This window comes from Comamonas aquatica NBRC 14918, assembly GCF_000739875.1.
GTDB lineage: Bacteria > Pseudomonadota > Gammaproteobacteria > Burkholderiales > Burkholderiaceae_C > Comamonas > Comamonas aquatica.
This window is the reverse complement of record NZ_BBJR01000024.1, coordinates 49,295-70,406: the sequence shown is the minus strand read 5'-3', so window position 1 is coordinate 70,406 and position 21,112 is coordinate 49,295. Positions and strand designations below refer to the sequence as shown.

The window sequence follows — 21,112 nt, the reverse complement described above, 5'->3', positions numbered from 1 at the left end:
AGGTGCCAACGCCTTGGCCCTGCCTTTTTTTCGTTGAACCCCAGCTACCGACCGCCTTCCTTCCATGTCTCTGTTTTCGCTGTTCGGTGCCATTGAAATTGGCCTGATCTTCGCCCTCGTCGCGCTGGGTGTGTACATCTCTTTCCGACTGCTGCGTTTCCCGGACCTGACCGTGGACGGCAGCTTTCCCCTGGGTGGCGCGGTCTGCGCCGTGCTGATTGCCGCAGGCATCAATCCCTGGATCGCCACCCTGGCCGCCACGGCGGCCGGTGCCGTGGCCGGCATGGTCACGGGCTGGCTCAACGTCAAGCTCAAGATCATGGACCTGCTGGCCTCGATCCTGATGATGATCGCGCTGTACTCCGTGAACCTGCGCATCATGGGCGGCCCCAACGTGCCGCTGATCAACGACCCCACCATCTTCAACCTGCTGCAACCCGCCGGCATGGAAGACTACGTGTTCCGTCCCCTGCTGCTGCTGGTGATCGTGGTCGCAGCCAAGCTGGCCCTGGACTGGTTCTTTGCCACCGAGCGTGGCCTGGCCATCCGTGCCACCGGCTCCAACCCACGCATGGCCCGTGCCCAGGGCGTGAACACCGGCGCGATGATCCTGCTGGGCATGGCCGTCTCCAACGGCCTGGTCGGCCTGGCCGGCGCCATGTTCGTGCAGACCCAGGGCGGCTCCGACATCTCCATGGGCATCGGCACCATCGTCATCGGCCTGGCAGCCGTGATCGTGGGCGAGTCCATCCTGCCCTCGCGCAAGATCATCTGGGCCACGCTGGCCGTGGTGGTCGGCGCCATCGTCTACCGTTTCTTCATCGCCGCCGCACTCAACAGCGACTTCATCGGCCTCAAGGCGCAGGACCTGAACCTGGTCACCGCCGTGCTGGTGACCATCGCCCTGGTGATCCCCCAGCTCAAGCGCAAGCTGAGCCGCAAGCCTTGATGCGCCCACTGTGAAGAAAGTCGAACCCCTATGTTGAGCGCCAAAAACCTCGAACTCACCTTCAACCCCGGCACCCCCATCGAAACCCGCGCCCTGCGCGGCCTGTCGCTGGAAATCCCCGACGGCCAGTTTGTCACCGTCATCGGCTCCAACGGCGCCGGCAAGTCCACCTTCCTGAACACCATCTCCGGTGACCAGAGCGTGGACAAGGGCAGCATCCACATCTCCGGCGAGGACATGACCCGCCGCCCGGTCTGGGACCGTGCCCACCGCGTGGCCCGCGTGTTCCAGGACCCCATGGCCGGCACCTGCGAAGACCTGACCATCGAAGAGAACATGGCCCTGGCGCACCGCCGGGGCGGCTCGCGCGGTCTGTCGCTGGCCGTCAAGGCCGAGCACCGCGAGCTGTACCGCGAACGCCTGGCCACCCTGGGCCTGGGCCTGGAAAACCGCCTCAGCGACCGCATCGGCCTGCTGTCCGGTGGTCAGCGCCAGGCCGTCAGCCTGCTGATGGCGGCGCTGCAACCCTCGCGCATCCTGCTGCTGGACGAGCACACCGCCGCGCTGGACCCGCGCACCGCCGACTTCGTGCTGCAGCTGACCGCGCGCATCGTGGCCGAAAGCAAGCTGACCACCATGATGGTCACACACAGCATGCGCCAGGCCCTGGACGTGGGCGAGCGCACGGTGATGCTGCACCAGGGCCAGGTGGTGCTGGACGTGCGCGGCGAAGAGCGCGCCCAGATGGATGTGCCCGACCTGCTGCAGATGTTCGAAAAGGTGCGCGGCGAAAAGCTGGCCGACGACGCCCTGCTGCTGGGCTGATCACAGCCCCTCCAAAAAAACATAGCTGCCCGCGCTTGTCCAGTAAGCGCCGGCGGCTTTTTCATGCAGATCGCACAGCCGCCCCCCATCCGGGCGCTGTGGCGGGCAGGTACCGCCCCCTGCTCAGCGGCGCTGCGCTGCCCGGCGGGCACGCCACTTGTCCAGCTCGGCGCCCAGGAATACCACGCCCCCCGCCAGGACGACCTTGGCCCACTGCGCCGCATCCAGCGCCGCCGAGCCAAAGATGGACTGCAACACCGGCAGGTGCACGAAGCCCAGCTGCAGCAGCAGGCAGGCCAGCAGCGTCCACACCAGCACCCAGTTGCCGTTCAGGGCCTCCCGGCTGAAGGCCGGGGCCAGCACCAAGCGGCTGCTGAGCAGGTAGCCCATCTCCGCCAGCACGATGGTGCTGACGGCCATGGTGCGCGCCACGGCCAGTTCGGTGCCCTGCGCCAGCTCCCACAGGAAGAGGCCCAGCGCGGTTGCCATCATCAGCACCGAGACCAGCAGCACGCGCCAGATGAACAGGCCCGAAATCAGGGTCTCCTGCGGCGGGCGCGGGGGCCGCTGCATGATGCCCGGCTCGGCCGGCTCGAAGGCCAGCGCCAGCCCCAGGGTGCAGGACGTGGCCATGTTGATCCACAGCACCTGGGCCGGTGTCATCGGCAGCGTCAGCTGGAACAGGATGGCCGCGATCACCACCAGCGCCTCACCGCCGTTCGTGGGCAGCATGAACAGGATGAACTTGCGGATGTTGTCGTACACCGCGCGCCCTTCGTGCACGGCCGCGGCGATGGTGGCAAAGTTGTCGTCGGCCAGCACCACATCGCCCGCCTCCTTGGCCGCTTCCGTGCCCTTGCCGCCCATGGCCACGCCCACATCGGCGCATTTCAGGGCCGGGGCGTCGTTCACGCCGTCGCCGGTCATGGCCACCACCTGGCCGTGCCGCTGCAGGGCCTGCACCAGGCGCAGCTTGTGCTCCGGGCTGGCGCGCGCGAACACGTCCACCTCCAGCGCCACGCGCTGCAGTTCGGCATCGCCCATCAGCTCCAGCTCGGCCCCGGTGACGGCGGGTTTGCCCGTCCCGATGGCCAGCTGCGCACCAATGGCGCGCGCGGTCTCGCCGTGGTCGCCGGTGATCATCTTCACGCGGATGCCGGCCGCATGGCACTGGGCCACGGCCCGCACCGCCTCGTCGCGCGGCGGGTCGGCAATGCCGACCAGGGCCAGCAGGGTGTAGCCCTGGGCCACATCGGCAAACGCCAGCCCCTGCCCGGCGGGGGCCGCCCGCTTGCAGGCCAGGCCCAGCAGGCGCAGGCCGCGCGCGGCCATGTCGGTGGCCATGCGCCGCCAGGTGTCGACATCCACGGGCCGCTCGCCCTGTGGCCCCCATTCCCGGTCGCAGATGTCCAGCATCTTCTCGGGCGCACCCTTGGCAAAGATCCAGGGCGTGCCGGCATCATCGCGGTGGGCCGTGGCCATGAAACGGTGCTGCGACTCGAAAGGGATGGAGTCGCTGCGCGGCCAGGCGGCCGCCGCCACCTCCTGCATCAGCCCCGCCTTGTGGCCGGCCACCAGCAGCGCCCCTTCGGTCGGGTCGCCCACCACATGCCACTGGCCCTGTTCATCGAGCGCCATGCGCGCGTCGTTGCACAGCACGCATGCCCGCAAGGCCAGCGCCAAGGCTTCGTGGCGGTCGGGGTCGATCACGTGTGCGCCCACCTGGAAGCGCCCCTCAGGCAGGTAGCCGGCACCGCTGACGGCCACGTCCAGCCCGGCGCAGACCACACGCTGCACCGTCATCTCGTTGCGGGTCAGCGTGCCGGTCTTGTCCGAGCAGATCACCGTGACCGACCCCAGGGTCTCCACCGCCGGCAGGCGGCGCACGATGGCCTGGCGCCGCGCCATGCGCTGCACGCCCAAGGCCAGGGTGATGGTCATGATGGCTGGCAGCCCCTCGGGGATGGCCGAGGCCACCAGCGCCACCACCAGCATGAACATGTCGGCCGCAGGGTGCCCGCGCAGCCAGACCCCCAGGACAAAGGTGAGCACCGCCAGCCCCAGGATGACCCCGGCCAGCCGGTGACCGAAATGGTCGATCTGGCGCAGCAAGGGCGTGCTGGTGCTGGCCACATCGGCCAGCAGGCGGTCGATGCGGCCGATCTCGGTGTCGCGTGCGGTGGCGACCACCAGGCCGGTGGCCTGGCCATAGGCGACCAGGGTACCGGCATAGGCCATGCCACGGCGGTCCCCCAGGGGGGCCTCGGCGACCACACCCTCTATGTGTTTGTCCACCGGCATGGACTCGCCGGTGAGCGCGGATTCATCGCAGCGCAGCTCCTTGACCTGCAGCAGCCGCAGGTCGGCCGGCACGCGGTCGCCCGAGGCCAGCAGCACCACATCGCCGGGCACCAGGTCTGCAGCGTCGATCTCCTGGCGCTGGCCATCGCGCAACACCACGGCATGCGGCGACAGCATGGCGCGGATGGCATCCAGCGCCGATTCGGCCTTGCCCTCCTGCACAAAGCCGATGGCGGCATTGACCAGCACCGCCGCCAGCAGCACACCGGTGTCCACCCAGTGGCCGAGAAAGGCCGTGACCACCGCTGCGGCCAGCATGACGTACAGCAGCACGTTGTGGAACTGCAGCAGCAGGCGCAGCCAGGCACTGCGCCGGGGGGCCGCCTGCAGGCAATTGGGTCCGTGCTGGGCCAGGCGCTGCGCGGCCTGCGCGGCAGTCAGCCCCTGGGGGCAGCTGTCCAGCGCGGCCAGGGCCTGCTCGGCCGGTTGCGCGTGCCAAGGCGGTGCGGGAGGGGGGCAGTCTGGGCGTGGGGTCATGCGGCATCAGCTCCTTGCCCCAACTATGCGGGCAGTGCCGATGCCTGCACCGGCAGCACCATGACCGCCTGCTCGGATATGGCTTGACGGATCGCGCCAATTCCCGTTGCGCCCCCGCCGGTGGCCGCCGCAGCTTAGCCCGCAGTCGGTGCGCCCCACTGCGCGGCAGGCACGCAGGTGCCACCCCACATCTCGGCCAGGCGGTGGCAGCGACCCAGGGCCACGGCCCCGTCTTCAAAGTCGATGATGTAGCAGTCGTCGACCCCCCCGGGGCGTTGCGGCAACGGGTCGAACCGGCCGTCGGTCAGCAGCCATACGGCCACCTGCGTGCCAGCCGGGGCGCGGCGCACAGCGTCCTGCACGGCATCGATGGCCGACTGGATGGGCGTGGCCCCGCCACCGCGCAACGGAGCGATCCAGTGCTCGTTGAACAGCCCGGCCTTGCTGGGCTTTTGCAGCCACTGCGCCTGCTCACCCGAAAAACCGAGGACGGCCATCGCGTCGCGGCGACGGTAGAACAGCGTGGACAGGGCCAGCAAGCAGCCCTTGGCCCAGGCCAGCTTCTGCCCGCGCAGCATGGACGCGGACTGGTCCAGCAGCACCAGGTGCAAGGTCTTGCGCCCCTGTGGCTGGCGGCGAAAGTGCAGATGCTGCGGTTGCAGCGCACCCGGGCCCTTGGCCGCCAGCGTGGCGGCCCAGTCCAGCTGACGGCTGGCCGGCCCCAGGCTGCGGCCCTTGCGTGCCGTGTTGCTGTCGCGCCCTGCCACGGCCTGTCCGGCCTGGCCCGTGGGGGCAGAGCGCGTCAGGCTTTTTTTGGCTGAAAAGGCCTCAGTGCTTTCACCGCCTGCAGGGGCACGGCCTGCGAAGCCGGCATGGCGCCCCAATCATCAGCCGGGTTCTGGTCCGCAGGGCCGGCGTCCGGTGCGGGCGCCGGGTCCGTGGGTGGTGGGTTCGTGGCCGCCTGCGCAGGCGGGGCCTCAGGCTGCTGCTGCGGTGGCTCGGCCGGTGGGCTGGAAGACGTTCGCGGCTGCCCCTGGGTGCGGCGGTGGGCCAGCGCCAGTTCGGCCACGGCCTGCACATCGGCCGGCGTCACCTGCGCCCGGGCCTCCAGCGCGGCATGGGCGCGCGCGGCACGCAGCATCACCAGATCGGCCCGCACGCCTTCCACACCGGCGTCCTGGCAGCGCTGGGCCACCTCGTCGTGCACGGCCTCGGGCCACTCCACGGTGGCCTGCCGGTCGCGGGCCTGCGCCACACGCAGCGCCAGGGCCGTCTGTGCGGCGGCATGGCGGCTGGCAAAGGCCTGCGGATCGGCATCGAAGGCCATGCGGGTGCGCACGATGGCCTTGCGCACCTGGGCGTTGGGCACGTTCTCCAGCCGCACAAACAGGCCGAAACGGTCCAGCAGCTGCGGGCGCAACTGTCCCTCCTCGGGGTTCATGGTGCCGATCAGGGTGATGCGCGCCTCGTGCTGGTGCGACACACCGTCGCGCTCCACGCGGTTGATGCCGCTGGCGCTCACGTCCAGCAGCAGGTCGACCAGGCCATCGGCCAGCAGATTGACCTCGTCCACATACAGGATCCCGCCATGGGCGCGCGCCAGCAGGCCGGGGCGGAACTGCACGGCGCTGCGCTGCAGGGCCGCCTCCAGGTCCAGCGAACCGACCAGCTGCTCCTCGGTGGCGCCCAGCGGCAGATTCACAAAGCGGCCGGCCGGCAGCAGCGCGGCCAGCGCGCGGGCGCTGGTGGACTTGGCCGTGCCGCGTGGCCCCTCAACCAGTACCCCGCCCAACAAGGGGTCCACGGCCGCCAGCAGCAGGGCCCGTTGCAGCAGGGGCTGGCCCTCGATGGCCGTGAAGGGGAATCCCACGGGCGCGGTGGCAGGCGGGGTGGCTATCGACATCATCGGCTCTCCAAAAGTTGCTCGGTGGCCAGCAAGTGCTGCTCCAGCAGTTGCTGGTGCTCACCGGGTTGTTGCCACAGGCCGCGGCCGATGGCCTCCAGCAGGCGCTCGCACATGCCGTGGAAGGCCGCCGGATTGTGCTGCTGCAGGAAATCGCGCGTGGCGGCATCGGCCACGAAGGCGTCGGTCACGCGGGCGTACTGGTCGTCGCGCACCACGCGCGCCGTGGCGTCGAAGGCGAACAGATAGTCCACCGTGGCCGCGACCTCGAACGCGCCCTTGTAGCCGTGGCGCTTGATGCCCTCGATCCACTTGGGATTGGTCACGCGCGCGCGCACCACGCGGCTGATTTCCTCCTGCAGCGTGCGCATGCGCGGCGACTGCGGGTTGCTGTGATCGCCAAAGTACAGGTCCGGCTGCTGGCCGCTGTAATGGCGCACGGCGGCCGCCATGCCCCCCTGGAACTGGTAGTAATCGTCCGAGTCCAGCAGGTCGTGCTCGCGGTTGTCCTGGTTCTGCACCACCAGCTGGATCTCGCTGAGGCGGCGCACAAAGGTCTCGGGCACCGCCGTGCCGTCGTCCTGCTGGCCATAGGCATAGGCGCCCCAGTTGCGGTAGGCAGTGGCCAGGTCCTCGTCGCTGTCCCAGTTGCGGCCGTCGATCAGCCCCTGCAGGCCGGCGCCATAGCTGCCGGGCTTGGCGCCGAACACGCGCAACCCGGCCTGGTGGCGGGCCGCCTCGTGGCTCAGGCCCTGGGCCTGCAGCTCGGCCGCTTCCTGCAGCACGCGCGCGCGGATGGGGTTGGTGAAGGCATCCTCGTCGTCCAGGCTGGCGACCTTCTGCACGGCGGCATCGAACAGGCGGATCACGTTCGTGAACGCGTCGCGGAAGAAGCCGGACACCCGCAAGGTCACGTCCACCCGGGGGCGGCCCAGGATGGACATGGGCAGCACCTCGAAGTCGCTCACGCGCCAGCTGCCGTCGTCCCACTTGGGGCGCACGCCCAGCAAGGCGAAGGCCTGGGCGATGTCGTCGCCGCCGGTGCGCATGGTGGACGTGCCCCAGACCGACAGGCCCAGCGAGCGGGGGTAGTCGCCATGCTCCTGGGTGTAGCGCTCGACCAGCAGCTGGGCCGACTTGAGGCCCAGGGTCCAGCTGGTGGGCGTGGGCACGGCCCGGGTGTCGATGGAAAAGAAGTTGCGCCCGGTGGGCAGCACGTCGGGGCGACCGCGCGTTGGCGCACCGCTGGGCCCGGCGGGCACGAAGCGCCCCTGCAGGCCACGACTGAGCTGCAGGATTTCCTGCGGGCCGCAGTCCTGCAGGCGTGGCCGCAGGTCGTGCTGCACGCGTTGCAGCACCTGGCGGGCATGCACAAAATTGGCCTCCAGCGCAATGCTGTCAAGCGCATCATGCTCCAGAATTTGCAGTGCCAGCAGTTCCAGCCGCTCGCGCGTATCGCCGGTGTGGCGCCAGGGCTGGGGGTCGACCTGCCGCAGCAGCTCGGGGAACGGGCCGCTCCAGGGCTGCTCCCAGGCGGCGTCCAGCGGGTCGAAGTCGCAGCCCGGCAGCAGGTCCTGCGCCAGCGCCCGGATCAGGCTGTTGTTGGCGCCCTGGCCGTGGCCCACGGGGTGGCGTGCCAGGGCCAGCAAGGTATCGCGCTCCAGCCGGCCGGTGGGCGACTGGCCAAAGATGTGCAGACCGTCGCGGATCTGGCTTTCCTTGAGTTCGCACAGGTAGGCATCGGTCTTGTTCAGCAGCTCCTGCTCCTCGGCCTCGGAGCGCGGCGCCGCCATGCCCAGGTCCTGGTGCAGGTCGTGCGCGACGATGTGCGCCAGGATCTGCTGGCGCAGCAGCGTGGCCCGCCGGCGGTCCAGCGTGATGGCTTCGTAGTACTCGTCCACCATGCGCTCCAGGTCGCGCGTCGGGCCATAGCTTTCGGCGCGCGTCAGCGGCGGCATCAGGTGGTCCACGATCACCGCCTGGGAGCGGCGCTTGGCCTGGGTGCCCTCGCCCGGATCGTTGACGATGAAGGGGTACAGGTGCGGCATGGGGCCGAACGCCAGGTCCGGCCAGCAGGTCTGGGACAGGGCCACGCTCTTGCCGGGCAGCCATTCCAGGTTGCCGTGCTTGCCCACGTGCACCATGGCATCGGCCTGCCAGGCCGTGCGCAGCCAGTGATAGAAGGCCAGGTAGTAATGCGGCGGCACCAGGTCCGGGTCGTGGTAGCTGGCCATGGGGTCCAGGTGGTAGCCGCGCGCCGGCTGGATGCCCACAAACACCTGGCCCAGGCGCAGCCCGGCCACCATGAAGCGCCCCTGGCGCAGCATGGGATCGGCTTCGGGCGCGCCCCAGCGCTGCAGCACGGCCTGCTGGTTGGTCGCCGGCAGGCTGTCAAAGAATGCCTGGTAGCTGGCCAGGTCCAGGCTTTGCTGGGCCGCGCGCAGCTGCCAGGACGCGGGATCGTTGGTGATGCCTTGCTGCAACAGCGCCATCAGGGCATCGCCATCGGCGGGGATGTCCTGCAGTGCATAGCCTTGCTGCTGCAGGGCCTGCAGGATGTGGATGACCGAGGCCGGCGTGTCCAGCCCCACGCCATTGCCCAGGCGGCCTTCCTGCGTGGGGTAGTTGGCCAGGATCAGCGCCAGCCGCTTGTCGGCATTGGGCCGGTGGCGCAGGCGGCACCAGCGCCGGGCCAGCTCCACCACGAAGGCCAGGCGCTCCGGATGGGCCTGGTACTGCACCACGTCCGACTGGGTCAGCGCGCTGCGGTGCGACAGCCCCTTGAAGCTGATGGCACGCGTGATGATGCGGCCATCCACCTCGGGCATGGCCACGTGCATGGCGATGTCACGCGGCTGCAGGCCGTGGGCGTCGTCCAGCCAGCTTTGCTGGTTGCTGCCCGACATGATGACCTGCAGCACCGGAATGTCGCCTGCCAGCGCGTGGTCGCCCGGGGTTTCCAGCGACGACTGGGCGAACGAGGTGGTGTTCAGGATCAGCGACACCTGGTGGGCCGCGCACAGCTGGTGCAGCAGGGCCAGGCTGGTGGCGTCCTTGAGCGACAGCACGGCCAGCGGCAAGGGGTTCATGCCCTGGTCCCACAGTTGCTGGCACAGGGTGTGGAACAGCTGGGTGTTGCCCGATTGCAGGTGCGCGCGGTAGAACAGCACCACCACCACCGGCTGGCCGGCCTGCCACTGCAGCGGCCCGGGCTGCTGCCAGTCCTCGACCGTGGCCACATCGTGTGCCGGGTGGTAGACGGCGGTGGCCGGCAGCGGCCGGGCGGGCAGCGCCGCCTGGGCGCCGCCCAGGAAGCTGTGCCACAGGTAGCGGAACATCTCGCGCGCGTTCGCCGCCCCGCCCTCGCGCAGATAGCGCCAGATGCTGCGGCACTGCTCGATGGAGGCCGTGCTCTTTTGCAGCAGGTTCATGTCTTCCGTGGTGCAGCCGGAGAACATCACCAGCGTGATGCGGTGCTTGCGGCAGATCTCGCGCACGCGCTCCGTGCCATACGGCCAGTAACTTTCGCCGCCCAGGTGGTCGATCACGATCACGCGGGCATGCTGCAGCACCTCGTCCACGTACAGGTCCACCGAGGCGGGCTGGCGCAGGTGCATCAGGTTGGCCAGGCGCACCGTCGGCAGGGGCTCGCCCTCCAGCCCCGGGGCTGTGGCCTGTGCCTGCAACTGTTCATAGGCATCGGCCAGCAGCGCCAGCGTGGTGTCGGCCGCACTCAGCACCACCACGTCGGCCGGCGACTGGCCCAGACTGGACACAAAGGCTTCGTCGTCGACAAAGCCACCGGGCTGGACAGCGAGCAGGTGCATCAGCAGGCTCCGGCAGTCAGGCCGTCCAGCGCAGCGCGGATCGCGCCCTCCTCCAGGTCGTGGCCGATGAACACCAGGTGGGTCTGGCGGGCCTCGTCCTCGCGCCAGCGGCGGTCGAAGTAGCTGTCAAAGCGCTTGCCCACGCCGTGCACCACCAAGCGCATGGGCTTGTCCGGCAGGGCCACAAAGCCCTTGATGCGGTAGACCGTGTGCTCGGCCACGATGGCGGCCAGCTGGGACAGCAAGGCCTCGCGCTCCACTTCGGGCAGCTGCACTACCACCGAGTCGAACACGTCGTGGTCGTGCTCGTCGTGGTGGTGGTCGTCCTCACCGTGCTCGTGGTGGCCCACGCGTTCATGGATGCTGTCTTCCGAGGCGCTGGACAGGCCCAGCACCACGTCCAGGTCGATCTGGCCATGGCTGGCGGCCACGATCTTCACCTGCGCCGGCACTTCCTCGCGCACGATGGCTTCGACCTGCGCGCGCTCGGCGGCACTGGCCTGGTCCAGCTTGGTCAGCACCACCAGGTCGGCGGAGATCAGCTGGTCCTCGAACAGCTCGTGCAGCGGCGATTCGTGGTCCAGGTTGGGGTCCTGCTTGCGCTGGGCATCGACGGCCGCGGGGTTGGCAGCAAACTGCCCGGCCGCCGTGGCGGGCACATCGACCACGGTGATGACCGCATCGACCGTGCAGGCGTTCTTGATTTCGGGCCAGTTGAAGGCCTGCACCAGGGGCTTGGGCAGGGCCAGGCCGCTGGTCTCGATGAGGATGTGGTCGATCTCGTCGCGGCGCTCGATCAGCTTGCGCATCACCGGGTAGAACTCTTCCTGCACGGTGCAGCACATGCAGCCATTGGCCAGCTCGTACAGCTGGCCGCTTTGCGCGCCGGCCTCGTCCTCGCAGCCGATGCCACAGCCGCGCAGGATGTCGCCATCGATGCCCAGCTCGCCGAACTCGTTGACGATCACCGCAATGCGGCGGCCATTGGCGTTCGCCAGGATGTGGCGCAGCAGCGTGGTCTTGCCGCTGCCCAGAAAGCCGGTGACGATGGTGGCGGGAATTTTTTGGTGGGTGTTCATGGTCGAAAGACTCCTGTGATCCGTGAAAAATGGGGCGTCGGCTTCAGCGCACGCCGGCCCCCGAGGGTTCTGTCCCAGGCCTGCAGCGCCAGGGCAGCACATAGCCCTGGCTTTCATGCTCGCCATGCATGGCCTGGACCTGGTAGACACGCTGCAGGTGCGCCGGGGTCAGCACATGGCGCGGCGCACCGCAGGCCACGGCCCGCCCGCCTTGCAGCAGCAGGACGCGGTCGCAAAAACGGCTGGCCAGGGTGAGATCGTGCAACACCACGACCACGGCATGGCCGGCATTGCACTGGGCGCGCAGCAGCTCCATCACGCTGAGCTGGTGGTAGGGGTCCAGCGCCGCCACGGGCTCATCGGCCAGCAGCAGCGGCGCCTGCACGGCCATGGCGCGGGCCAGGCGCGCGCGGGCGCGTTCGCCGCCCGACAGCGCATGCAGGTGGCGCTCGGCCATGTCCGTCAAATGCATAGCGCTCAGCGCAGCATCCACGGCATTCTGATCGGTTTTGGATGCCGACGCCAGACGCCAGCGGCCTTGGTGCGGCAAGCGCCCCAGCGCCACGAAGTCACGCACCTGCAAGGGCCAGGCCACCTGGTCACCCTGGGCCAGGTAGGCCAGGCGCCTGGCGCGCTGGCGGGGGGCCAGGCGTGCCAGGTCCTCGCCATCCAGCAGCACCCGCCCCTGGTGCGGCAACAGCTGGGCCAGGGCGCGCAGCACCGTGCTCTTGCCCGCGCCATTGGGGCCGATCAGGGCCAGCAGCTCGCCCGACTGGACCTGAAACGACAGGTCCTGCACGCAGGTCTGGCCCCGCCATGCCACCTGCAGCGACTCGACCGACAGCGTGCGCATCAGCGATGCCTCCAGCGCTCGCGCACCACCAGGTAAAAGAAGAAGGGCGCGCCGATCAGGGCCGTGACCACGCCCAGCATCAGCTCCACCCGCCCGCTGAGCAGGCGCAGCGCAATGTCCGCCCCCAGCAGCAGCACGGCCCCGCCCAGCGCACTGGGCAGCAGCAGGCGCGAAGGCCGGTAGCCCACAAGGCTGCGGAACAGGTGCGGCACCACCAGTCCGATGAAGCCGATGGACCCCGTCACCGCCACGCTGGCGCCCACGCACAGCGCCGTGCCGGCAATCACCTGCGCGCGCAACCGCGGCAGGTTCACGCCCATGCTGGCGGCCTCGTCCTCGCCCAGCGTCAGCGCATCCAGTTGCCGGCCGCTGCCGGCCAGGATCAGCAGCCCCAGCGCAATGAACGGCAGGCACAGCCGCACCTCGTCGAAGCTGCGGTCGGCCAGCGAGCCCATCAGCCACAGCACGATGTCCTGCATGTCGGTGGGCGTGGGGGCCAAGTTGATGGCCAGCGACGTCAGCGCCGCCATCAGCGAGGACATGGCCACGCCCGCCAGAATCAGGGTCAGGTTGCTGGCGCCCCGGCTGGCGATGCGGTAGAGCACCAGGGTGGCGGCGGCCGCGCTGGCCATGGCCACCGTGGGCAACAGCCAGGCATTCCAGTGCCACAGCCCGAAATAGATGCACAGCACGGCACCCAGGCCGGCGCTGGAGCTGACGCCCAGCAGGCCGGGCTCTGCCAGCGGATTGCGCAGCAGGCCTTGCAGGGCCGCACCCGCGACGCCCAGCGACATGCCCACCAGCACCGCCAGCACCACGCGCGGCAGGCGGATTTCCTGCACGATGGCCTGGTGGCGCACGGCCAGATCGCTGGCGCCTGCGGGCTGCCAGGCCGCCGCCCACCAGTCCGCCACCCCGATGGACACCGAACCGATGCCCAGGGAGATGCCGGCCAGCACCAGCAACAGGGCCAGCAGCCCGGTGTTCAGCAGCCAGACACGGGGCATGCCGGTGCGCGGGGCCCAGCGCATCATGGGGCCCCCTCGCGCAGCGCCACCCGGGCGGCAGGTCGCGGCAAGGCGTCGATCTGGGCCGCCACCGACTCGGCCGCCTCGATCAGTTGCCAGTTGCTGCAGCCCCAGTCGTTGTGCTGCAGCACCACCACGGGGATGTGCTGCAGCAGCTTTTGCATCTGCGGATGGCGGCTCAGCCCAGAGCGGGCGTAGGCCGCGTCATTGACCAGCCCGGGGGTGATGAAGATGTCGGGCGGGTTCTGCACGATGCGCTCCAGATCAATGCGCCCCCAGCCCTGCAGGCCCAGCGCGCTGGCATGGTTGCGCAGGCCGGCGGCCGTCAGCACGGCGTCCACATGCGTCTGCGCCCCCGCGCTGCCGCCATTCGGGCGCAGGTACAGGACCCTGAAAGGCCGCGGTGTGGCGCGCAACTGCGCCAGCCTGGTGGACAGGCTGTCCAGCAGCGCCTGCGCGGCGGCCTCGCGCCCCAGGGCCTGGCCCATCTTGCGCGTGCTGCTGAAGATGCCCTCCCAGTCGGTGGGAAACGGCACCGTCACGATCTGCACGCCATGGCGCTGGAGCAAGGCCGTCTGGTGCCGGGCATTCCAGCGCCGCGAGGCCAGCACCACCTGGGGCTGCAGGTGCAGCACATCCTCCGCCGTCGCTTCGTTGGCGGGAAATTGCCGGGCCTGGGCGGCCAGGGAAAAGCGCTGCGCATCCTGGCTCTGGCGCGACAGCGACAGGATCTGCTGCGGCGCCGCCAGGCTCAGCGCCAGGGTGTCCGCGCAGATGTTGGTGGACATCAGCGTGGGCAGCGCCCCCGCCCCCGCCCCCACGGCCATGGGCAGGCCGGCGCACAGCGCCAGCAGCAGGGCCTGCAGCGGTGGCCGCATCAGAAGTCCACACCCGCCTGCGCCTTCACGCCGGCCTGGAAGGCATGCCGGGTGTCGGCGATCTCGCTGACCGTGTCCGCCAGCGCCAGCAGCGGTGCCGGCGCACTGCGGCCGGTGATGACCACCGATTGCCCGGCGGGGCGGCGCTCCAGCGCCTGCTGCAGCTGGGGCAGCGCCAGATAGCCGTACTGCAGCATGAAGGTCAGCTCGTCGAGCACCACCAGGCGCAGGCTGGGGTCGGCCAGCATGCGCTGCGCCGCCTGCCAGGCCTGGTTGGCGGCGGGCTGGTCGGCCTCCCAGTCGCTGCGCTGCCAGGAACAGCCCGTGGCCATGGCGTGGTAGTCCACCTGGGCCATCGCCCCCTGCCCCAGCAGCCCCTGCTGCTGCAAAAAGGTGACTTCGCCCGAGGCGTGGGTGCCCGTGATGAACTGCACCACGCCGGCGCGCAGGCCATGGCCCAGGGCCCGGTACAGCATGCCGAAGGCCGAGGTGGTCTTTCCCTTGCCGTGGCCGGTCAGCAGCACGACGATACCGCGCTCGACCTGGGCGCGCGCCATGGCAGCCTGCACCTGGGCTTTCTTGTCCTGCATGCGTTCGGCATGCTGTTGTTTGAACGTGAGGTCCATGCTCTCCCCGAGCCATTTCCATGGAAAGGCATGCCCATACGGGAAGGTGGTGTGTGTGTGCGGCGGGCCGGCGCCCCGCCAAGGCGGGATGGAACCTGTCAGCAAACGGCCCACACCCCGTGGCATACAACTGCGTGCCAACAGGTCGGTATTCTGGCTCGCCGTCATACAGCGCACACCGCCTTCCCGGGGGGCACCCAGTGGCATCGAAGTGTGTCTGTCAGGCTTACAGCAGCGGGGGCTGCGCCGGAATGCTCCACACCAGGGGTGTGAGGTCACCGGACTTCCCGTTTCACCCCACGCACGCGGGTGCGGCGGGGCTCCTGTTGGAGTGTGGATTATAGAAGCGACTGCCGCCCCCGCGGCGCAGACCGCGGGCGGCACGCGCTACAGGGCGCATTGCATGTGGATGGTGTGCCAGGGCGCGGCCGTTTCACGCTGCACCACCTGAAAGCCCTGCTGCTGCCAGAACTCCAGCGCGCCCGGCAGGAACGGGTGCGTGTGCAGGTACAGCAGTTGCACCCCCTGGGCAATGGCGTGCTGGCGCACGTGGTCCAGCAAGGCCACGGCCAGCCCCTGCCGGCGCCACACCGGGGCGACGAACAGGCGCACCACCTCCACCACGCGCAGCGCACCGAAATCCAGCTGCGCAAAGCGGCCATCGTAGGCGCGGTAGGCAATGCTGCCCACCATGCCGTGCTGCGGATGCCTGGCCGCCCACATGCCGCCCGTGCCCGCCGCGTACACCTGCTCAAAATGCTGCAGATCCGTGGGGGTTTGCTGCGGATCCACCAGCGTGCCGAACATCTGCTGGCGGGCCACGTGCAAGAAATCCTGCACCACCTCCAGGCGGTGGACGGGCGCAATGACCATGCATTCGGGAAGGGACATATCAGGCTGAAAACAGGTGTCCACGCAGACGGTGCCTGCGCCAGACGCTACAAAATCAGCTACATTACCCGAACTTTGGTTCCGCAAGGACATGCGCCAGCCACCGCCAGCCGCATGAGGGAATCCAATGACCGCCACCCGCTTCAGGGGCTGGCGGCCGAATGGAACTGCCCCCGCAACTGTAGGCAACGAGCCCGCCCCATCCGCCACTGAATCCACATTCGGGAAGGCGGGGCGACGCGATGACGTGCCAGTCAGGAGACCTGCCAAAGCACCAACCATCGATTGCCGGCGGGGTGTCCGGGAAGTGAGCAATGTCCCGTGGACCTGCCTGCCAGGGCCTTTCGGGGTCCCGCGCGCCGCGGGGGTGTTGCCAGTGCTTCCAGGGGTACCCGCTTTTTCTGGAAAGAAGCCCCCTGATGCTGCCTCGACGCCTTGCCTACGCCGCCCTGCTGGCCACCGCCCTGTCTGCCCACGCTGCGGACTACCCGCTGCAGCTGCAGAACTGCGGCCATCGCCTCCAACTGGACCGGGCACCGGCCTCGGTGGTCACCATCGGCCAGGGCGGCACGGAAATGCTCTATGCCCTGGGCCTGGGTGACAAGGTGGTGGGCACCGCCCTGTGGTTCAACCCCGTGCTGCCGCAGTTCCAGGCCATCAACGACAAGGTGCCGCGCCTGTCGGACAACATTCCCAGCTTCGAGTCGGTGATCGGCAAGCGCCCGGCCCTCGTGGTCTCGCAGTTCGAGTGGATGGTGGGCAAGGACGGTGTGGTCGCCACGCGCGAGCAGTTCCATGACCTGCGCATTGCCACCTACGCCATGCCGACCGATTGCGAAGGCAAGAACAACCTGGTCGGCGCCGACGGCACGCGCACGGCCAGCTACGACGTCCAGACCCTGTACAAAAGCATCCGCCAGCTGGCCGAGATCTTCGGCGTGCCGGCGCGCGGTGCGCAGCTGGTCCAGAGCCTCAGCGACCGCCAGGCCCAGGCCGTGGCCAAGGTCCAGGGCGCGCAGCGCCAGCAGCTCACGGCGGCGCTGTGGTTCTCCAGCGCCGACCTGGCGGCCGACCCCTACATGGCCGGTAAGAACGGCGTGGCCGGCTACATGATGCAGACCCTGGGCCTGCGCAACATCGTCAGTTCGACCGAAGAATGGCCCACCGTGGGCTGGGAGACCGTCGCCAAGGCCAACCCGTCGGTGCTGATCATCGCCCGCATGGACCGCCGCCGCTTCCCGGCCGACGACTACCAAAAGAAGCTGGAATTCCTGCAGCAGGACCCGGTCACCCGACACATGGATGCCGTCAAGCACCAGCGCATCGTGATCGTGGATGCCGATGCGCTGCAGGGCTCCATCCGCCAGGTGGATGGCATGGAGCAGATCGCCGAGGCGGTGCTGCAGCTGCAGGGCCGCACGAAGTGACACACGGCCGTCCACGCCGGGCCCAGCGACCCGCGCCCGGGTGCGCACGGTGCTGATGCAGTCCGTGGCGCGACCGCCTGCGCCCATCCTGCTGCGCGCGGCCGGCCTGTGGCTGCGCGGGGGCCTGCTGACCCTGGCCGCCCTGGCGCTGCTGCTGGTCGCCGTCGTGCTGGGGATTGCAATCGGCGAGACCGAGATCTCCGTGCGCACCGTCTTCGAGGTGCTGTCCAACCAGTTGGCGGGCACCAGCTACGCCGTCGACCCCATCAACCAGGGGATTGTCTGGAACTACCGCCTGACACGCGCCCTGGTGGCCGCCTGCTGCGGCGCCGGGCTGGCCATCTCGGGCGTGATCCTGCAGTCGCTGTTGCGCAATGCGCTGGCCGAACCCTATTTGCTGGGCATCTCGGCCGGGGCCTCCACGGGCGCGGTGCTGGTGACCGTGGCCGGCCTGGGCGCCGGCGCCATCTCCATGACCACCGGCGCCTTCGTCGGCGCCGTCTGCGCCTTCGCCCTGGTGGCACTGCTGGCCCACGCGGCCGGGCGGGGCGGCCTGCACAACAGCGGGCAGATCGTGCTGGCCGGGATTGCCGGCTCGCAGCTGTTCAACGCCCTCACCTCGCTGATCATCACCAAGTCCGGCAGCGCCGAACAGGCGCGCGGCATCATGTTCTGGCTGCTGGGCAGCCTCAGCGGCGTGCGCTGGCCCGACACCCTGGGGGCGGCCACCGTGGCCGTCGCCGGCACGGTGGTGTGCCTGCTGCACGCGCGCTCGCTCGATGCCTTCACCTTTGGCAGCGAATCCGCCGCCGCCCTGGGCGTGCCCGTGCGCCGCGTGCAGCTGACGCTGCTGCTGGCCGCCGCGCTGATGACGGCGGTGATGGTGTCCATCGTCGGCGCGATCGGCTTTGTGGGGCTGGTGATTCCGCACGCCGCCCGCCTGCTGGTGGGCGTGCGGCACCGCCGGCTGATTCCGGTCAGCGCGCTGATGGGCGCCCTGTTTCTGATTGCGGCGGACGTGGTCTCGCGCACGCTGATCCCTGGCCAGGTGCTGCCCATCGGCGTCATCACGGCCCTGGTGGGTGCGCCCGTGTTCGCGCTCATCCTACTCAAAGCCCCCGGGGGCCGGCCATGACGGCCGTGCAGTCCCCCGCCCTGCAGGCCTGCGGCATCAGCTGGCAGGCGCACGGCACGCGCATCGTGCACGAGGTCTCGCTGCAGGTGCAGGCCGGCGAGCTGCTGGGCCTGATCGGCCCGAACGGTTCGGGCAAGTCCAGCCTGCTGCGCCTGCTGTCCGGCGTGCTGCGCCCCCAGCAGGGCGAGGTGCTGCTGGGCACGCAGCCGCTGCGCACCCTGCCGCGCCGGGCGCTGGCGCGGCAGCTGGCCTTCGTGCCGCAGATGGCCCATACGCAGGATGCCATCAGCGTCTGGGACGCGGTGGAGCTGGGGCGCACGCCCTGGCTGTCCGCACTGCGCCCGCTGTCGGCCCACGACCGCGCGGTGGTGGCCCAGTCGCTGGCCGCCGTGGGCCTGCAGGCCAAGGCGCACAGCGCCTGGAGCACCCTGTCGGGCGGCGAGCGCCAGCGCGCCCACCTGGCGCGGGCCCTGGCGCAGCAGCCCGGCGTGCTGCTGCTGGACGAGCCGACCAACCACCTCGACATCCACCAGCAGCTGTCGCTGATGCAGCTGATCCAGGGCCTGCCCATCACCAAGGTGGTGGCGCTGCACGACCTGAACCAGGCCCTGGCCTGCGACCGGCTGGCGGTGCTGCAGCACGGGCGGCTGGTGCGGCTCGGTCCGCCGGCCGAGGTGCTCAGCCCTGAACTGCTGCGCAGTGTCTTCCAGGTGCAGGCACGCACCCTGATCGACCCCCAGGACGGCCGCCACGTGCTGCGCTTTCAGCCGCTGGCGACCCCTGCTCCCTGAGTTTGAAAGGCCCCTCCATGACCCTCCTGCCCCCCAGCCGCCTGGCGGCCCTCCTGCTGTGCGGCGGTGCCGCCACCCTGGCCCACGCCGAGACCTGGGAGGTCCGGATGCTGAACCGCGGCCCGCACGGTCCCATGGCCTACGAGCCGGAGTTCGTGCGCGCCGCACCGGGCGACACCATCCGCTTCGTGGCGGCCAGCAGCGGCCACGATGCGGTCTCCATCGACGGCATGGCGCCCGCCGGGGCCACGCCGTTTCGCGGCAAGGTCAACCAGGAGATCGCCGTCACGCTGACCGAGCCCGGGCTGTACGGCGTCAAATGCCTGCCGCATTACGCCATGGGCATGGTGATGCTGATCCAGGTCGGCGATGCCCCGCTGTCCGCCCTGGCCGTGCCCGAGGCTGTGCCGCCGCAGGCACAGCAGCGCTTCCAGGCGATCGTGGCGCGCGCCCAGGCCGGCACCAAATAACAGAGCGCCCTGCGCAGACCCCATGCGGGCTGGCGCGGTATTTCATGAAATTTCTGGTACCGCTGCTGCAGCACCCGCCCGCTGCGGCGGCAGCGCCCCCACCGACCACCTCTCCCGGACCCGACCCCATGCCTTGCAAGATCTCCCCCCTTTCCGCCCTGGGCGCCGCCTTGCTGTGCGCCGCCGCCGCCAATGCCCAGGCCAGTGCCCAGGACGAGGCCCAGGGCTTTGTCGCCGGCAGCCGCCTGGGCCTGCTGAACCGCGTGGTGTGGGAGCAGCTGGACTACCAACAAGGCAGCAGCTTCCGCGCCACGAACGGGCTGCGCGGCCAAACCCAGGCCCAGGAATCGGCCTACGGGCTGATGCTGAACTACCAATCGGGCTACACGCGCGGCCTGGTGGGCGTCGGCCTGGATGCCCACGCCTATGGCGCCCTGAACCTGGACACCCAGGCCGACAGCGCCCGTGCCACGCCGCGCTATGTGGCCAAGGACGGCGCGGACATTGCCGACCGCTTCGGCCGCGCCGGCGCCGCGCTGAAGCTGCGCCTGGCCTCCACCGAGCTGAAGCTGGGCGAGATGCGCACCAAGAACCCCATCTTCAGCTCCTCCGACAGCCGCCTGCTGCCCGAGACCAACCGCGGCTGGCAGCTCACCAGCACCGACCTGCCCGGACTGAGCCTGCAGGCCGGCCGCTTCACGCGCTGGAGCGACCGCAACGCGCGCCAGAACGGGGGCCGGCTGCTGGCCAACTATGCCGGCAGTCCCGGGGATGCCTTCAGCTTCCTGGGCGGCACCTGGACCACCCCCGTCCCCCACCTGTCCGTCAGCAGCTACTACGGCCGCTATGCCGAGCACTGGAACACCTGGTACCTGGGCAGTGCCTACCAGCTGCCGCTGGCCGAGCAGCGCAAGCTGGCGTTCAACCTGAACCTGTACCGCAACACCGACACCGGCCAGGCGCGGGCCGGCCACATCGACACCACCACCTGGAGCCTGATGGGCAGCTACGCCTTCGGCCCGCACCAGCTGGGGCTGGGCTACCAGAAGGTGCAGGGTGACAACCCGTTCGACTATGTGAACCGCGGCTCCATCTGGCTGGACAACGCCATGCAGCTGTCCGACTTCAACGGCCCGCGCGAAGCCTCCTGGCAGCTCAAGTACGACGTGGACCTGGGCCCCCTGCTCGCCCCCGGGCTGAGCGCGGGCGTGGCCTACACGCGCGGCTCGGGCATCGACCACCGCCACCTCAACAGCGTCTACGCCAACTACCTGGGCTACAGCGGCAACGGCGGCAAGCACTGGGAGCGCGACCTGCTGCTGCGCTACACCGTGCAGCACGGCATGGCCAAGGGCATGGCACTGCAGTTGCGCTACAGCGTGCACCGCGCCAACCGGACGCAGGGCGAAGCCAACATCGACCAGATCCGCCTGCTGGTGGAAATGCCCATCCAGCTGCTGCCCTGAGGCCGGGCCCGTGCGGCGCTTCCGTGGCGAAAAAGCAGAGCAGCCTGCGCAGACTGGATGCGCGCTGCAGGCCATTTTGACTGCAACGCCCAGTCGCGCCGCCTCGGCAAAGGGGCGGCGCGTTAG

General features: G+C 69.7%; 17 protein-coding genes and 2 riboswitches. Of the genes, 7 read left to right on the top strand and 10 right to left on the bottom strand.

The window, feature by feature from the left end; translation table 11 throughout:
- The first annotated feature begins 64 nt into the window (after window positions 1-64).
- Window positions 65-949, top strand: a complete 885-nt coding sequence (locus CA2_RS03345; RefSeq protein WP_042412666.1) for an ABC transporter permease — start codon at window positions 65-67, stop codon at window positions 947-949.
- Window positions 950-979: 30 nt separating this feature from the next.
- Window positions 980-1,774, top strand: a complete 795-nt coding sequence (locus tag CA2_RS03340; protein ID WP_042412664.1) for an ABC transporter ATP-binding protein — start codon at window positions 980-982, stop codon at window positions 1,772-1,774.
- A gap of 123 nt (window positions 1,775-1,897) precedes the next feature.
- On the opposite strand, the gene CA2_RS03335 is transcribed toward CA2_RS03340, so the two are convergent.
- The 10 genes from CA2_RS03335 to CA2_RS03290 form a co-directional block, all read right to left on the bottom strand.
- Entirely contained in the window at window positions 1,898-4,612 is a 2,715-nt protein-coding gene (locus CA2_RS03335) for a cation-transporting P-type ATPase (protein ID WP_042412662.1), read from the bottom strand.
- A 134-nt stretch (window positions 4,613-4,746) separates the two neighbouring features.
- A complete protein-coding gene (locus tag CA2_RS03330; RefSeq protein ID WP_052369808.1) occupies window positions 4,747-5,379 on the bottom strand; it encodes a vWA domain-containing protein in 633 nt (210 codons plus the stop codon).
- A 35-nt stretch (window positions 5,380-5,414) separates the two neighbouring features.
- Window positions 5,415-6,515 (bottom strand): magnesium chelatase ATPase subunit I, encoded by a 1,101-nt coding sequence (locus CA2_RS03325; RefSeq protein ID WP_042412660.1) that lies wholly within the window; start codon window positions 6,513-6,515, stop codon window positions 5,415-5,417.
- Window positions 6,515-10,342, bottom strand: a complete 3,828-nt coding sequence (cobN, locus tag CA2_RS03320) for a cobaltochelatase subunit CobN (protein WP_042412658.1) — start codon at window positions 10,340-10,342, stop codon at window positions 6,515-6,517. The genes CA2_RS03325 and cobN overlap by 1 nt, the downstream gene beginning before the upstream one ends.
- The gene (gene cobW / locus CA2_RS03315; RefSeq protein WP_042412656.1) at window positions 10,342-11,421 is read right to left on the bottom strand and encodes a cobalamin biosynthesis protein CobW; all 1,080 of its coding nucleotides are present in this window, start codon (window positions 11,419-11,421) and stop codon (window positions 10,342-10,344) included. The genes cobN and cobW overlap by 1 nt, the downstream gene beginning before the upstream one ends.
- A gap of 43 nt (window positions 11,422-11,464) precedes the next feature.
- Entirely contained in the window at window positions 11,465-12,274 is an 810-nt protein-coding gene (locus tag CA2_RS03310) for an ABC transporter ATP-binding protein (protein WP_042412655.1), read from the bottom strand.
- Entirely contained in the window at window positions 12,274-13,308 is a 1,035-nt protein-coding gene (locus CA2_RS03305; protein ID WP_217997621.1) for a FecCD family ABC transporter permease, read from the bottom strand. The genes CA2_RS03310 and CA2_RS03305 overlap by 1 nt, the downstream gene beginning before the upstream one ends.
- Entirely contained in the window at window positions 13,305-14,180 is an 876-nt protein-coding gene (locus CA2_RS03300) for an ABC transporter substrate-binding protein (RefSeq protein ID WP_052369807.1), read from the bottom strand. The genes CA2_RS03305 and CA2_RS03300 overlap by 4 nt, the downstream gene beginning before the upstream one ends.
- On the bottom strand, window positions 14,180-14,806 hold the full coding sequence (cobO, locus tag CA2_RS03295; protein ID WP_042412652.1) for a cob(I)yrinic acid a,c-diamide adenosyltransferase: 627 nt from the start codon (window positions 14,804-14,806) through the stop codon (window positions 14,180-14,182). The genes CA2_RS03300 and cobO overlap by 1 nt, the downstream gene beginning before the upstream one ends.
- Before the next feature lie 126 nt (window positions 14,807-14,932).
- Window positions 14,933-15,148: riboswitch (cobalamin riboswitch) on the bottom strand.
- A 45-nt stretch (window positions 15,149-15,193) separates the two neighbouring features.
- The gene (locus tag CA2_RS03290) at window positions 15,194-15,697 is read right to left on the bottom strand and encodes a GNAT family N-acetyltransferase (protein WP_042412650.1); all 504 of its coding nucleotides are present in this window, start codon (window positions 15,695-15,697) and stop codon (window positions 15,194-15,196) included.
- 59 nt (window positions 15,698-15,756) lie between these two features.
- Window positions 15,757-15,982, top strand: a riboswitch (cobalamin riboswitch).
- Between the two features lie 134 nt (window positions 15,983-16,116).
- On the opposite strand from CA2_RS03290, the gene CA2_RS03285 reads away from it, so the two are divergent.
- The 5 genes from CA2_RS03285 to CA2_RS03265 are packed head-to-tail and all read left to right on the top strand — an operon-like array spanning window position 16,117 to window position 20,986.
- On the top strand, window positions 16,117-17,124 hold the full coding sequence (locus tag CA2_RS03285) for an ABC transporter substrate-binding protein (RefSeq protein ID WP_156105944.1): 1,008 nt from the start codon (window positions 16,117-16,119) through the stop codon (window positions 17,122-17,124).
- 55 nt (window positions 17,125-17,179) lie between these two features.
- Window positions 17,180-18,259 carry a FecCD family ABC transporter permease gene (locus CA2_RS03280; protein ID WP_081888845.1) on the top strand — a complete coding sequence of 360 codons (1,080 nt, stop codon included), beginning with the start codon at window positions 17,180-17,182 and terminating at the stop codon, window positions 18,257-18,259.
- Complete coding sequence (locus tag CA2_RS03275) at window positions 18,256-19,050, top strand: ABC transporter ATP-binding protein (RefSeq protein ID WP_042412648.1); 795 nt, start codon at window positions 18,256-18,258, stop codon at window positions 19,048-19,050. The genes CA2_RS03280 and CA2_RS03275 overlap by 4 nt, the downstream gene beginning before the upstream one ends.
- A gap of 17 nt (window positions 19,051-19,067) precedes the next feature.
- Entirely contained in the window at window positions 19,068-19,520 is a 453-nt protein-coding gene (locus tag CA2_RS03270) for a pseudoazurin (protein ID WP_042412793.1), read from the top strand.
- 44 nt (window positions 19,521-19,564) lie between these two features.
- On the top strand, window positions 19,565-20,986 hold the full coding sequence (locus CA2_RS03265; protein WP_245620871.1) for an OprD family outer membrane porin: 1,422 nt from the start codon (window positions 19,565-19,567) through the stop codon (window positions 20,984-20,986).
- Window positions 20,987-21,112: the final 126 nt, after the last annotated feature.